Below are 15,967 nucleotides of genomic sequence, written 5' to 3' on the forward strand. Positions count from 1 at the left end.
AGCACACCCGAAGGTGTCCCCCTCCCGTTCCGCCGCAGAGGGGGCACGCAGGGATTTCCACAAAAAAGTTAGACTTTTTCGTGTACTTTGGCTGATGGTCTGCTAAAACCAACTGGCAATGTAGGCCAGCCCGCAAAGGATAGTATTCGCTATTGTTGGCGTCAAGCGTAGGAAATGACAATCGTATTAAAATAGATCATTAAAAAGAAATGGGAAAATTAAAAGCATCATTTCTCATGGCTACAATTAAATTTTAAAGTTTATTACTTTTAGGAACAAAACCCCATAAACCTGATCCAACCACCCATCCCATAAAATATATAAGCTTACCTAGTTCTGTTATTCCACCACTAAGAGCGTGCCACAACATCAATCCTCCTGTTAAAAATACAGAGAATAAAATAAAGAACAAAATAGCTGTAAGGAAAAGGACAAAATATTTATTTAAAAATTTATCAGCAACAGATATAAAAATAGATAAAGACTTTTGAATTAAAAACATAGTATATCGGCCAACAAGTGAACCCACAAAAAAAGTAAGCACCATAATAAGTATTGTCACAGTTTAATTACCCCTATGTTGAAAAATTTCATCCTGCTCTAAACTAATAAATAATTGAATATTAGAGAGTGCTTTTATATAAAAGCACTCTCTAAAAATTAGTTAGGTAGTATACAATTTCTAGTACAAGACCAACTTATTGAGGATCCATCAGGATATATAGCACTTATTGTCCAACTAAGGTTACTCGCATAAAATTCAGCCCATTGATAATCTCTCACACTACCGAGTAAATTATTATTATTTCTCTGTTCTACATATTTTGTTGCTTGTGCTGATCCTTCACCAAAAAGTGAAATATAAAGCGAACTCTTTAACTGTTTATCATTAAACATTTCGTTTACCAATTTATTATTATTGACCCTCAAGGCTTCTGCTTGAGGAATATAAAGGCCACTTGTGTCTGTAGGATACTTAAGATCTCTAGTAGTTAAACCTCTGCTTAGACCACCTGTCACCATACCAATTATTCCAGAACTTATTACCCCAGTAGTAGTAATTGGCAAATTATCTACATATTGACCAGCAGCATATTGCCCCATACCACTTAATGAACCTAAGCCAGCAGCAGCAATTCCAGTCGTTGCCAGAGGTGCTAGTGCACCAGTAATTGCTCCACCTAGAGTGGCTACACCTAATGATTTCCAATTAAAAGAATTTGACTGATTTGTGGACATACTAAATAACTGTCCAGCAATATTCATTCCACCACCAATAGCACCGCCAACAATTGCTCCTATTAACATAACTGGATTCTCACCTGTCATATCAACATACATTATTGGATTACTTAAGGCATAAGTATAAGGATTTAATCCACCAACTAATCCAATTGGATCGGGTTCCATATAGCGCCCTAACTCAGGACTATAAAAACGACGATGGTTATAAAATTGGCCAGTTGCAGCGTCAAAATACTGTCCTGGAAACCGTAAATTAAATGTAACATTGCCTGTTGGGCTACCTAAACCAAAAGCAGTACTGTCCCAACTCCAAGCAACATTCCCGCTAGTATCAACTAAACGACGCGGAGTATTTTGTATGTCAGTGACGATATAGTAAATCTTTGTAGCTGAACCACTGCCATAAATGGCTACAATAGGCTTATCGCCTAACCAAACGTATTCCACAATAGGGGAACCAGATGATGTATATTCACCTACAAGATGATTTTGTTCATCATAAATAAACTGGGAAGTGTTATTTACCCAACCACTTGCAAGGCTTGTCAAAGTCCTTTCGTTATTGGCGTTATAACTCATATAACGATTAATCGTTGTAGCAGTTCCTTCACCACGACGACGTCCAGCATAATCATAGCTTGGTACAGTCGAACCAATATAAAGTTCAGCATTTGCCGTATAATTTATAGATTGAGCAGTGCCGTTTTTGGTTAATGATGTCAACTTATTGCCTGTATAACCATAGTCCACCGTTGCTGCGGGCTGTAAATGATTACCTGATGCTCTTAATGTTAAACGATTACCATTTTTGTCATAAGTATATGCAATGCTATATACAGCAGTTGAACCATTTGCGCGACTTTCAGTAACCAATCTATTAGTATTATCATAACTATAAGTATCATTCAGATTGTTATTTCGACTAACGCTTGTAATTCGCCCATCTTTGTCAAATCCATAATTCAAGCTATAGGTAATTGATCCAGTACTCGACTTATTTATAATTTGTTTGACTACACCATTTTTCGAGGTGTTATATGTCCATGTATAGCTACCAGCATTACCCCCCCAAGTCCAGCCTGTCATTTGTCCTGCGGCATCATAACTCACATTACTTATAACAGCAGATCCATCAAGATTAATCCCTGTTATTTGTCCCTTTAAAGCTGAGTCGTAGTTATAAATTAATTTACGACCTGAAGGTAAAGTGAGACTTGTTAGTTTATTTCCATTACTCCATGTATAACCTGTAGTAAGAGTATTTGCACTTGCCCCCCAAGCCGATAAGGCTTTATTTATTTGAGATTTGCTCGTCACACGATCATAAAGGTCGTATCCATAGCTATTATCTACACCATAACTTTTATTTGATGTAATTTTATCTAAGCGATCAAAACGGCTTGAATCGAATGTATAAGTATCATCATAACTAAGCATATCAGATGTATTAGAAGTACTGTTTTGACACAGGACAGTTTTATTTCTTCCAACTTCATCAATATTTGAATAATCACATTTGCGATTACCATGTAAACTTTGAGTCAATTGATCCGCTTCATTATAAGTATAACTTTTGGTACCATAATCTTTATTTATTTCTTTAGTAAGAATACTACTATTACGATATGTATAAAGGTTCGTACCTGAATCTACTGCATCCATAGCTGTAATTGTATTATCTAAAGCGTCATAAGTTTTAGTATCAATATTATTTGTACCATCAGTATGACTCGTCATTCTATTTAACGCATCATAACTCCAGCTTTCAGAAATTCCAGAAGCTGTCTTTATTTGAACTATATTACCATTCGCATCATAATTTAGTGTTCTCCAGTTTGATGTAGTATCAGACCCTATTTGTAATTTAGCAACTCTCCCATTTACATCGAGACTCCGGTATATCCCTTTATATATTGTCGTTAATATACTATCTTTCAGCTCATCACTGCTTACAACGTTATTATTAAAATAAGTTTTTGTATTCACACTTCCATCAGGGTTGTTTATCTTTATCAAACGCCCCAAATTATCATAATTATAACTAGTTACTTGTCCATCGGGATTAATTATTTTGATCAACTGTCCCAAAGTATCATATGTATATGTGGTATTTAGACCAGTAACAACACCAGAGGTAGAACCACTCCCCAAAACAACGCTACTCAACGTTCCATCGGTATTATAAACATATTTTTGAACCATTCCATTTGGGTAGACAATCCTTTCAGGTTGTCCAAACGAATTATAGCCAACATATTGAGTAGTTCTATTCGCGCCATTTACAACGCTCGAAACTCCAGATAAATTCCCATAATTATCATAACTGTAACTAATCTTATCAGTAGTACCAGAACGTGGACCATCTTCGCTACTTAACAATCCATTATTAGGTTTTGAGCTATCAGAATAATACGTATATGTGGTTACTTTTGTCGTGCTACCTGTCTGTGTAGAGGACAGACTCTGCTGAGTAATCTGTCCTTTATCATTTATAACATTATCTGTTGTAAGATTCCCTCTTTGAATCTTAACAGGAATATTAAATGGGTTAGTAGCTCCATTTAATAAAGTACCGTATATATATGTGGTTTTCCTACTTAATGTTGATCCTGATGCTTCTATAATTTCCAAGATACGATTTAAATTATCATATGCATAAGTTGTAATATTACTATTTTGATCAGTAATTTGCATTGGTCGGATATCGGCAGGTGCATAAATTATTGACTTAATTGGCCTATTATCTTTTGTTGTTAAACATGGATATCCTGATACATCCACATTTGTTTTCGAATAATCTGGGCTTGTTGTATTAATAACTGAATTTGCAACTTGATTTGTAGTCAATTGAAAATTGCTAGAAATTTTACTATCAGTATATCCGTCGTCATATGTAGTTGATGTATCAAAAGAAGTATTTCCAGTTTCTTCTCCAAGAAATGATCTTAATATAACTTTAGTTGCACTAAGCTGTTTATATAAAGGGTCATAGGTATAGCTTGGATATTCAACTTTCCATGTTTGTACAACCTGATTTAAATTATCAATTACTGTTTTTAATACAGGCCGTTGAGCTGTTACTTCTGGATTAGAAATATTATTTGTTTTTGCAGCCTCGTAGTATGGCAATGATAAAGCGGAGTCATAGGTATAACTTTCTTTAACCCCTGTTTTAGTATTTTTTATTTGAGATAGTTGTGGGTAACTTGTAGAACCTGCCACTACTGAAGAGTAAGTTAAATCATATTGCTGAGTATCCCCCAAGGCACCTCCACTAAATAGTACAGAGGAAACCTGTGAACCATTTCTAGTTAAAGTAAGTTTATTATTCTTATTATCAGTTACCGTATTTAAATTTAAATTACTATCGTAGCTTAGGTTAATAGTTCTTCCATCTGGATAAGTAATTTTAGTAAACCTAAATAAAAGTTCTCTATTGACTGATTTTGAAATAGTAGCATTATATGTAATCCCATTTCGAATAACTGTCATGGAATTAGAGCCAACTATAAATTTAATTTCACCATAGTCAGTTGAACCATAACCACTAGATGCATCTCTTCCAGGTAATCCAGAAGCTGGTGGTTCTGATGTTGTATAAATTCGATATAAGCCCCTATTTATCTCATTAACATAGGGTTCTGGATAACCTACTTCTTTGATATTTGTAGGCCCCTCTTTAAAGTAATAACGATGACTATCATTTGGCAATTTAATTACATAATTAGTAATAGGGACAGACAAATGTAGACCAGCCGTAAAATATGTTCCATAATAAACATTTACAAACCCATCATAATTATCTGACCATGAGTCAGCACCTATAGCATCCTCTTCATCTAATATTTGATAACGAGTAGCTTTACGATAAGAAAGAGTATAAGGAAGAGCACCTGAAACAAGATTTTTCTTATAAGAAATTTGCCCTGAAAGAAGATTGTATCCTACTGTACAAGACTTAATATTGTTATCATATGAAATATAAGAGTTATTATCTGCTACCAACATTCCAGCAGAGCAATAGAAACTACTACTTAATATGAAGATAAAGAAAGCATATAAAAAATTTAATATATTTGATTTAAAGAATATTTTTTTCATAATAAATCTCTTTTCTATTTAAGGTTATTTTCTTTTAAGTATTGGCGATCTAAATTTAATCTTAAGTTGTTGCTTAAATCTGCATTTGATTCAATCGAAATTAAATTCAAAGCACTTTTAGCATTAATACAATCTGATCTTTTAAAATACTTAGTAGTATTACTATCACAGGCTAATTCTATTTCCCTACTAACCTTAGGCCTTGTTTTATACCAATCTATTGACCTATCCTTATCTTCTTTTGGAATATCTTCACTATCATCTAATACTTTCTCAATAGGATCATGACTACATGCTACTAAGAAAACAAAACATCCCACCATCAAAATAATTTTTCTCATTTCTCATTTTCTCATTTTTTTAAAATTAGTTATTTAAAGCATTTAATATGCCAATTTCACAAATAATAAATTTTAATATATTTATTTTAATTATTTATTTTTTAAGCTCATTAGATGTGCTATGTGCACCAAAATACTGCTTAAGCGCTACAAAAAGAACCAAATAATTAATTAATACCTTATCTTATAGACACTATTGAGCGGCCTATAAATTTAAGAAAAATTAAATGCTAAAATTTTATATTAACTATCTATTTATATAAAAAATTCTTATACCTCATCTGCCCCTCCAACTAAACAAAAATTCCATCTATAATTCCCCCCTCTAATCCATCAACTTTTTACGGCGATACAACCCACAATTTCCAGAAAATAACGCTGCCAATAAACAAGTAATAATGGCGTAAGTGGCAACATTCATTCCAAATAGTTCAATGGCTAAAATAATAGACGTTAATGGTGCCTTACTCGCCCCAGAAAACAGACTCACCAAACCTAAGCCTGCAAGCAATGAAATTGGTAGATTTAAAACCGCACCTAAAGCATTACCTAATGTTGCCCCCACATAAAACAGTGGTGTGATTTCGCCACCTTTAAAACCTGAACCTAGAGTAATGGCAGTAAAAATGGTCTTATTAAAAAAGTCGTAAAACTCAATCGGCACATAAAAAGATGCAATGATTTTATCTGTACCCAAACCGTTGTACTGCTGATGTGCAGTGAACAACGTAAGTAGCATAATCACAATACCACCGACCATGGTTCTTAATGGCAAATAGCGAATGTACTTGTAAAAGAGGTCACTCGCAAAATGAATAGCAGCTATAAAGAAACGCGCAGCTAAACCAAAAACTAACCCTGCCGCAATTAAACTCATGAGCGTGCCAAAATGAATGGCCGGAAACTCACTAATGACATAATAAATATGCGGATGAACAATATCGAATAGCTCAGGGATGGTCGATGCAATAAGCGCCGACACAAAACATGGGAAAATGGCTGAATATCTTAAGTTACCTAAAGCGGTAATTTCCAAACCATAGATTGCACCCGCCAGAGGTAAACCAAACACCCCAGCGAAGCCCGCACCAATACTCGCAATTAAACAAATTTTTCGGTTGTCTTCCGAGATTTTTAATATATGACTTAAGTGGTCAATTAAGGCGCCTGAAAGCTGAACCGCTGGTGCCTCACGCCCCGCCGAACCACCAAACAACTGCGTCAAAATTGAGGTAATAAAAATGATGGGACTCATTCGTTTTGGAATAAACGACTTGGGTTGGTGAATTTCATCTAGGAGTAAATGAGTTCCCCGTTCAATCGGCGAACCATATTTTTTAATGAGATAACCAATACCAAACCCAATAAAAGGTAAGAAATAGATGAGCCAGTGATGCAGACTTCGGACTTTGTTTGAAATATCAAAGGCTACAAAAATTAAAGTCGAGGCCAGCCCCGCGACGACTCCAATCACAATCGAGATGACGAGCCAATAGACACTGTATTTTAGAATTTGATCATATTCAGATGAAGGTAGAATTTTCATTCGCGTTCTTCAATTAGCCTTTAAAATGGATGATAAATTCTCAATTTTTTTATGCAGCCAGCTCATTAAGTGAGAAATGCTTAAACTGGGCTAAAAATTAAAGCTCGCATAGGCGAGCTTTCAATACAGTGATTAATTTTGATATCACCAAACAGGGCGAAATATCTCATAACCCTTTCTGGCTTTCAAGTTGAAAATGGTTAACGAGTATTGTGAAAATAGCTGACTGAGTTAATAAATAAGCATTTGATTTGACCCGATCAAACTAAAACCAAAATCAGGCCAAATCATTTATTCAAAACTTAGTTAATGCTAGCAATCACAGTTTCTGCATGGCAGGTCGTGCCTTTCTCTGCACTAATCTGAATAACGCCACTGCGATGCGCCAGTACCTGAACTTCCATTTTCATGGCTTCCATAATGGCAACCACTTGACCTTCGGTGACGTGCTCACCATTTTCGACTTTCCAAGCACTAATCACACCATTAATTGGGGCAAGTAAATGCTCGGCACTTACTTCTGGCTCGGCAGTTTGTGCTTGAACGGCAGTTGCTGCTGGGCCTTGTGCAAACATGCCCGCAGGTAAACCTAAGCGGTGTAACTTGCCATCAATTTCAATATAGCTGAGTAGCATTGGTTGTTGATGGTTTGGAATGCCGCGTTTAGTCGGTTTTAACTCTTGTTTAAAGTCATTTTCGATCCAACGCGTGTGTACATTAAACTCATCTGTAAAGTCAGGCTCATTGAGTACCGCACGGTGAAAGTCTAAAACCGATGCCACGCCTTCAATTTTAAATTGCTTCAAAGCACGTTTAGCTCGGGCAATTGCAATTTCACGGGTTGGACCAGTCACAATCAGTTTTGCCATGAGTGAGTCGAAGTGACTAGACACTAAAGAGCCAGTTCGAACACCTGTGTCCATGCGTACACCGTTACCAAACGGCGCTTCAAATAAACTTAACACACCAAATGCAGGAATAAAACCACGTGCTGGGTCTTCAGCATTAATACGAAACTCAATGGCGTGGCCTTGTGCTTTTGGTGTTTCTTTAATAGAAAGCTCATGACCCTGTGCAACACGAATTTGCTCAACCACCAAATCGACTTTTGAGGTTTCTTCGGTCACTGGATGCTCAACTTGCAAACGTGTGTTTACTTCTAAAAATGAAAGCTTGCCATCACGACTCAGTAAATATTCAACTGTTCCCGCACCCACATAGTTTGCAGCCTGACAAATATTTTTTGCCGAGGTTAAAATTTGCTGGTAAATCTCATCGCTAATAAATGGCGCCGGTGCTTCTTCAACTAACTTTTGGTTACGGCGTTGCAATGAACAATCTCGTGTACCCAGTACCACAATATTGCCATGTTGGTCGGCAATCACTTGCGCTTCTACATGACGCGGTTTATCGAGATATTGCTCGACAAAACATTCACCACGGCCAAAGGCAGCTTTTGCTTCACGTACTGCCGACTCATAAAGCTCTTGAACTTCTTCGAGTTTCCACGCAACTTTTAAGCCGCGGCCACCGCCACCAAACGCAGCTTTAATGGCAATCGGTAAACCATATTGCTTGGCAAACTCTAAAGCTTCCTCTGCATTATTAAGTGGGTCTTGTGTACCTTGAACCAACGGCGCACCTACCGAAGCGGCAATTTTACGTGCTTCGATTTTATCGCCTAGTTTTTCAATTGCACTTGGTGATGGCCCTACCCATTTTAACCCTGCATCAATCACGGCTTGGGCAAACTCAGCACGCTCAGATAAAAAGCCATACCCCGGATGAACCATAGTCGCTTTCGATTTTTTTGCAATTTCGATAATCGCAGGAATATTTAGGTAAGTCTCGCTAGCGGTAGCACCAGCTAAGCCCCATGCTTCATCAGCAAGTTCGACATGCATGCTGCCAATATCATCATCTGCATATAACGCGACTGAAGAAATTCCCATGTCACGGCAAGCATGAATAATACGAACGGCAATTTCACCACGGTTAGCAATCAATAATTTTTCTGTATTCATCATTCATTCTCAAAATCTGTAAATTCGGCAATTTTTTTAAATTTGATGCGGCAACCTGCTGGAATCTGTGCCACCAAATCCCAATGGTGTTTAGCAACAGAGCCAATGACCGGATATCCGCCCGTTAAAGGGTGATCATTCATAAACAAAACAGGCTGACCACTCGGTGGAATCTGCAAAGCACCAATGCATGTACCTTCACTTTCCAACTCGTAGGTGATTTTGCGAGTTAAAGGCTGTTCACCTGAAAGTCTTAGCCCGACGCGGTTGCTTTCATTGGTTACCAGCCATTCTTGCTGACAGAGCAGTTCAATACTGTCTTGTTCAAACCAGTCTGTGCGTGGCCCCATCACAATATCTAGCTCAACCACTTCGCCAGCTTGCGGCAAGTCACTTTTGCCTACTTCATTTAGGCTAATGTTGGCTGCTTGAACCTGTCCTTGGTAAATGGTATCTCCGAGCTTTAGAGGCTCTGGCCCTAATACCGCCAAGCTATCAAACGAAGCACTATTGAGCACTGGTTCAACATCTATACCACCACGAACTGCCAGATAGTTTCTTAAACCTGCTGTTGGTGGCTGAATTTGAAATTCATCACCTTCATCCAAATCAATCGGCTGATAGCTTGCAAAATCTGCGGTTTGGCCACCAGCAAATTTGACACGAATGTTTGAGATCGCACCTGCTACTGCAATAACACCTGCATGCTGCATCTTGGCTTTTAGCCCACCATTTAAAACTTCAATGACTGGTGTATCGGTTGGATTACCCACAACACGGTTAGCACTGTGCATGGCAGACACATCCATTGCACCTGCAACACCAACGCCAATATTGGTCTGGTTTAAACGCCCTTCATCTTGAATAAGCATTTGTAAACTTGGCGCAGTGATCGTAAATAGTGGCACAGATTGTTTAGGCTCAATCTTAGGTGTAATTTGCTGCTGTACAGCCACAGTAGTTGGACTATGCGTGACATCTTCAAAATGAACGGTCATGCCCGGTAAAAGTAACGCAGGATTTTTACGCTCTAAATCCCACATTTTTTCTGATGTGGTTCCAATCAGTTGCCAACCACCCGGACTGTCTTTGGGGTAAATTCCAGAGTATTTTCCAGCCAAACCCAAAGAGCCTGACGGTATTTTTTTACGAGGAACCGTTAAACGTGGAATATCGGTAAAAGGTTTATCGGGACTGTTCATATAAGCAAAACCCGGTGCAAAACCAATAAAAGCCACATTCCAGACACTTTGGTGATGTTTTCTAATCACATCGGCCACAGACAGCCCTTGTAGCTCGGCAACCTGAGCAAGGTCTTCACCATCGTAACGAATCGGCACAATCACTTCTTGGCTGCTACGCTCAAATCCAGAATCAACTTTGAGGCCCTGAATTGAAGCAACCAGCGTTTTAAAGTTGGTTTCGATCTCGTTAAAAAAAACCAAAATTGTTTTTGCAGCAGGGACTAAGTCTTTAATTCCATTCAATTGCGTATTTTGCAATTTATTGTACAACGCCAAAGTTTCTTCTAGGCTCGCAAGCTCAATCAGAAAACAGTCGGCGTTTACCGATAAAAAACGCATTTGCTTATCCTTTTAATTCTTCTTTAGTCCAATTAGCCAATCCAAGCGCGGTCAGGAATGTCGGTAATAAACATGTGACCCGGTGCATGACTAATCGCAAAAGGAATTTTCGAGTTCATAACGGCGGCTTGCGGTGTTACCCCACATGCCCAAAACACTGGAATTTCACCCGCTTCAATACGAGAAGCATCACCAAAGTCAGGTCTATTTACATCTGAAATTCCTAAACTTTCAGGGTGCCCAATATGTACAGGTGCACCATGCACGCTTGGCATACGTGCTGTAATTTTTACCGCTTCACTAATTTGATGCGATGGAATTGGTCGCATAGAAACCACCATATTTCCTGAAATACGTCCTGCTGACTGGCACTGAATATTGCTCAGATACATCGGTACATTGGTATCGTCATGAATATGGCGAACTTCAATACCCGCTTCTTGCAAAGCTGTTTCAAACGAAAAACTACAGCCAATTAAGAAAGTCACCAAATCAGGATGGGCGTTGTAAATCTCGCTCGCATCGGTCACTTCATCGACCATTTCGCCATCTTTCCAAATGCGATAACGCGGAAAGTCGGTTCGAATGTCTGAGTCTGCTGCAAGCTTAGTTGCATAGATACCTTCTTCGAGCACATCAAGCACTGGGCAGCTTTGCGGGTTACGATGCGCATAGAGTAAAAAGTCATATGCCCACTCTTTTGGCACCGAAATCATGTTGACCTGCGTCATGCCCGCAGCCATGCCTGCCGTCGGTTTATCAAAACCTGCACGGATTTTTAAACGTGCATCTAAAGCGGCTTCAAGTTGAGCTGGGTCGACTTTAATATCCTTATACATTGTGCTCATCCTTATGCTTTGTTTACAAACGGGCGGATTTCAATATTATTTTTTACAAGCTCGGCTTTAATGGCTGCTGACATCTCTAATGCACCGTCGGTGTCACCATGTAGGCAAATGGTGTCGGCCTGAATTGGAGTAAATACCCCATCAATTGACTCGACCCCACCATTTTTAAGCATTGAAACCACACGGCTCGCAACAAATGCAGAGTCGTGTAAAACCGCACCTTCGAGACGACGAGACACCAGTGAACCATCGCTGTTATAAGCGCGGTCTGCAAATGCTTCAGATACCACTTTTAAGCCAGCAGCTCGTGCCTGCTCGACTAAGTTCGATCCCGCCAAAGCCACTAAAACCAATTCAGGGTTATACATTTTAATCGCATCAATCACTGCGGCTGCCTGAGCTTGGTCATGGGCAATAGTGTTATAAAGCGCGCCATGTGGTTTAACGTACTGCACTTTTGAGCCTGCTACTTTCGCCAAACCATCGAGTGCAGAAATTTGATAAAGCACATCGGCAATAAGCTCATCACGTGACAAATCCATATTACGGCGACCAAAACCAACAAGGTCTGGATAAGACACGTGAGCACCAATGGTCACACCAAGCTCCACTGCTTTACGAACCGTTTTTAAAATACCGAGCGGGTCGCCAGCATGGAAGCCACACGCAATATTGGCACTGGTCACGACAGGTAAGATCTGATCATCATTACCCATTTTCCATGAGCCAAAGCTTTCACCTAAATCACTATTTAAATCTACAAACATGGCATTATTCCTTTATCACTTAACAAAGTCTGGCTTAAAGCTTGGTCAAATAGTTAAACACTGTCGTAAATGACATATAGCCCATCCACCATGTCAACAGACATGTTAACCCACCCAAAATAAGCAACCATTTTGGATAGTTGTAATTACCCATTAAATCTTTACGGCATGCAGCAACATACACAAAAATTGTAAGACCAATTGGCAACACCAAACCGTTAAAACCACCGACGAAAATGAGTAGACCTGCTGGAGTTGCACCCAATAACACATAGAGCAATAAAGCCAATGCGATAAAGGTAATAGTCGTATAGTTGGTTTGTTTTGGTGTTAAGTTCTTTTTAAACGCAGTAAAGAATGAAACTGAAGTATATGCTGCGCCAATGGTGCTACTAATACCTGCTGCCCAGAAAATTAAGCCGAACAATTTAAAACCAAATGTACCAGCTGCATATTGGAATGCTTGAGCTGCCGGATTGGCATCATGGCTGGCTAAATCAATCGTTGCACCGCTCACCACCACACCTAAAAACGCTAAAAACAATACGTAGCGCATGATGCCGACAACAATAATGCCCTTGGTCGCAGCTTTAGCAACCTCATCAATATTTTCAGGACCAACAGCGCCTTTATCGAGTAAACGATGGGCACCCGCGTAGCAGATATAGCCACCAACCGTACCGCCAACAATAGTGGTAATAATGGCAAAGTCGATCTGATCTGGAGCAAAGGTTTGATGTACAGCTTGCCCAACTGGAGGCATTACAATGACGGCAACAATAATAATCAGGAGGATTTTAAGCAATCCCAACACGATCATGCTTTTATCCATGGCAAGCGTTGCTTTTCTTGAAGCAAAAATCAAAATGGCTAAGGCACCACTTAAAATACCGCCCCACTTTGTGTCTAGGCCAAAAAGCGCATTTAAGCCTAAAGCTGCACCTGCAATGTTACCAACACTAAAGAAAAAACCACCCAAAATCACCAGAAACGCCAGTAAATAACCACTACCCGGTAATGCTTTATTGGCAATGTCTGATGCACGCATTTGAGTAAGTGTGACCACTCGCCAAATATTTTGTTGAACTACATAATCAATCAGAATGGAAACTAAAATTGCAAAGCCGAATGCTGCACCTAACTTGACTGTAAATACAGCAGTTTGGGTTAAAAATCCTGGCCCCATTGCAGAGGTCGCCATCATAAAGATTGAGGCTACAATGGCCCATTGGCGATCTGATAAAAAAGAAGATTTCAGTAAAGACATATTAATGCGTTCCTCATCCATTTGAGCTTAACAACGCTATTTTCAGGTTGAACCAAGAACATCATTTTTCCCAAACAATATTCTTTAATCCTTTAAAATGACAAAGATTCCCTGTTCCCCAATCAGCACAATCGGTGATCAAATCTTGTATCTAAAATAAAAACATAGCTAAACCCTACGGACAATAAGACTTTTTACATAAAATTAAAAACTCAAGCATTTGATTTTAAATGGTTTATATTTTATTAAAAAAGCAGGATAAGTTTTACTTATTGAACGAGATAAGCTGCTTTTATGACTTTGCATGCAAGCAGCCTATTTAAAATAAGAAAAAATATTTTATGTGAAATAAAAGTATCGCTTATTTTTGGATTTTCTCATTGAGGCTTTTCATGGCACTTTCCGACACCCTAACAGCAACTTCAGTTAGTTTTTCTTTCAAAGCAACATCATTTCCTTGAATGTAGATTGAGGTGAAATGAAAGGTCTTTAACTGAATGGGAGTATTTAATATTTCTAGTCGTCCGTCGGTAATTTCTTTTAGCGCCGTTAAAGTCGGTACGACAGCAATACCTAGCCCCTGCTCGGCTAAACGCAATAAAGTCGCTAATGAATAACTGGTAATTGAGAGTGGTTCATCAATTCCTTGTTCTTTCATTCTGGCTTTCAATTCTTTATAGGGATAGGTAATTTTGGGGTAAGTTAAAATGGTATGTGACATTAAAGTTTTAAAGGACATTTGAGCTACACCGCCTTTAAATGAAGGTGAAGCCAAGAAACTTAATTCAAAATCACATAAAGCTTGTTCAATACACTCAAAAGCCAAGGTTGGCCCAAGCAAAAAAGCCATGTCCAAGTCACCTGTTCGCACACCTTCTTGTAAATTAGGTGTCAGGTCTACCACAATTTCTACTGAAATTTTTGGGAACTCTTGTTGAACCTTTTCGATATATTCGACTAACCACGTATAAACAATAGTTTCGGAAACGCCTAAACGAATGGTGCCAGTCAGGTGCTGGTTTTCGGTCAGTTCTGCGACCAGATCGGTTTCTAGGCGCATAAATTTTTCGGCGTACTTAAATAAAGTTAAGCCTTTATGAGTCGGTTTAAACTGCCGATAGTTTCGATCTAAAACTTTAAAGCCTAATTCATTTTCAAGAGATGTGATTTTTTGAGATACCGCAGGCTGGGTAGTTTGCAATTTAGTCGCAGCCTTATTGAAGCTATTTAAAGTCACAACCCAATAAAATGCTTCAAGATTCTTTAAATTCACGTTTCATCCTGTCTTCAAAATTCCTTTACTTTTATAGTATGTGAGTTCTTAGCCTGATTAGGCTAGCCATTTATTCATTTTTATTTAAATCGATTTAAATCTTTATCATTAATATCAAGCTCAGTACTAATCAACTATTGCACCAGCGGTCATGTTTACCACTGTTGCCGTCATTGAGTTCGCATGCTCCGATGCAAGAAAAGCGACAGTTTCTGCAACTTGTGAAAGTGTTGGTAGCCGTTTTAGCATAGTGCCTTGAGCCGCCCCCTCTAGCCATTGTCCTATGCTGAGCCCCATTGCCTGTGCTTTTGACTCAAATAATTCACGCGTGTATGAACCAGCTTGAACAGCGTCAACAATTGCATGTGAGCGAACACCCAGTACTCGTATATTCTTAGGCCCTAGCTCACTAGCCAGTGCTTTAATAAAAGCTTCGATTCCGGCACAGCCCACAATATGCCCCAGATGTCCCGGTATCGCCATCCGAGCTGAAGGTGCCACAATTGAAATAATGCTTCCACCACGATCACCGCCCATAAAAGGCACCACAGCTTTAGAGATATTAAACTGAGCCGTTAGAAATGGATTTATTCCCCCGACGAACTCATCAAGGTTTAATTCCAAAATTTCTTTGCCTTGATTATGTATAAAACTGGTCGCATTGATGACTAAATCGAGCCCACCTGTATCTTGAGCAATTTGAGCCACGGTATTATTTATTGACTGACTATCTAATACATTAACGCTGGCCGTATGAACGACGCTCCCAAGTTGATGAAGTTGTGCCGCAATATTTTGAAGTTTATTTAAATCTCTTGCACACAAATAGACATGTGCACCCTCACGAATAAAGACCTTCGCAATTGCAGTGCCAATTGCTCCACTGCCTCCAAAAATGACAGCCACTTTTCCCTTAAGCAACATTGCGGCATCCTCTTGTTATTATGTGCCATCATTAAGTTATGTCACACA

General features: G+C 38.8%; 11 protein-coding genes. All 11 read right to left on the reverse strand.

The window, feature by feature from the left end:
• Positions 1-253 precede the first annotated feature (253 nt).
• A complete protein-coding gene (locus ODQ17_RS17385) occupies positions 254-562 on the reverse strand; it encodes a hypothetical protein (RefSeq protein WP_322905233.1) in 309 nt (102 codons plus the stop codon).
• Positions 563-660: 98 nt separating this feature from the next.
• Entirely contained in the window at positions 661-5,346 is a 4,686-nt protein-coding gene (locus ODQ17_RS17390; protein WP_322905235.1) for an RHS repeat-associated core domain-containing protein, read from the reverse strand.
• Between the two features lie 14 nt (positions 5,347-5,360).
• Positions 5,361-5,687, reverse strand: a complete 327-nt coding sequence (locus tag ODQ17_RS17395) for a hypothetical protein (RefSeq protein ID WP_322905236.1) — start codon at positions 5,685-5,687, stop codon at positions 5,361-5,363.
• Between the two features lie 325 nt (positions 5,688-6,012).
• Complete coding sequence (locus ODQ17_RS17400; RefSeq protein WP_322905238.1) at positions 6,013-7,233, reverse strand: chloride channel protein; 1,221 nt, start codon at positions 7,231-7,233, stop codon at positions 6,013-6,015.
• Positions 7,234-7,535: 302 nt separating this feature from the next.
• Positions 7,536-9,257, reverse strand: coding sequence for an acetyl/propionyl/methylcrotonyl-CoA carboxylase subunit alpha (locus ODQ17_RS17405; RefSeq protein WP_322905275.1), 1,722 nt, complete (start codon positions 9,255-9,257; stop codon positions 7,536-7,538).
• Positions 9,257-10,840 (reverse strand): urea amidolyase family protein, encoded by a 1,584-nt coding sequence (locus ODQ17_RS17410; protein ID WP_322905240.1) that lies wholly within the window; start codon positions 10,838-10,840, stop codon positions 9,257-9,259. Before ODQ17_RS17410 ends, ODQ17_RS17405 begins: the two co-directional genes overlap by 1 nt.
• Before the next feature lie 32 nt (positions 10,841-10,872).
• A complete protein-coding gene (locus ODQ17_RS17415) occupies positions 10,873-11,688 on the reverse strand; it encodes a putative hydro-lyase (RefSeq protein WP_151767699.1) in 816 nt (271 codons plus the stop codon).
• Positions 11,689-11,690: 2 nt separating this feature from the next.
• Complete coding sequence (locus ODQ17_RS17420; RefSeq protein ID WP_000496072.1) at positions 11,691-12,455, reverse strand: LamB/YcsF family protein; 765 nt, start codon at positions 12,453-12,455, stop codon at positions 11,691-11,693.
• A gap of 34 nt (positions 12,456-12,489) precedes the next feature.
• Positions 12,490-13,743 (reverse strand): NRAMP family divalent metal transporter, encoded by a 1,254-nt coding sequence (locus ODQ17_RS17425; RefSeq protein ID WP_081399177.1) that lies wholly within the window; start codon positions 13,741-13,743, stop codon positions 12,490-12,492.
• A 340-nt stretch (positions 13,744-14,083) separates the two neighbouring features.
• Entirely contained in the window at positions 14,084-14,995 is a 912-nt protein-coding gene (mumR, locus tag ODQ17_RS17430; protein ID WP_005303905.1) for a LysR family transcriptional regulator MumR, read from the reverse strand.
• A gap of 126 nt (positions 14,996-15,121) precedes the next feature.
• On the reverse strand, positions 15,122-15,919 hold the full coding sequence (locus ODQ17_RS17435; protein ID WP_322905242.1) for an SDR family NAD(P)-dependent oxidoreductase: 798 nt from the start codon (positions 15,917-15,919) through the stop codon (positions 15,122-15,124).
• Positions 15,920-15,967 lie beyond the last annotated feature (48 nt).

Source organism: Acinetobacter sp. IRS14 (assembly GCF_034650275.1).
GTDB lineage: Bacteria > Pseudomonadota > Gammaproteobacteria > Pseudomonadales > Moraxellaceae > Acinetobacter > Acinetobacter oleivorans.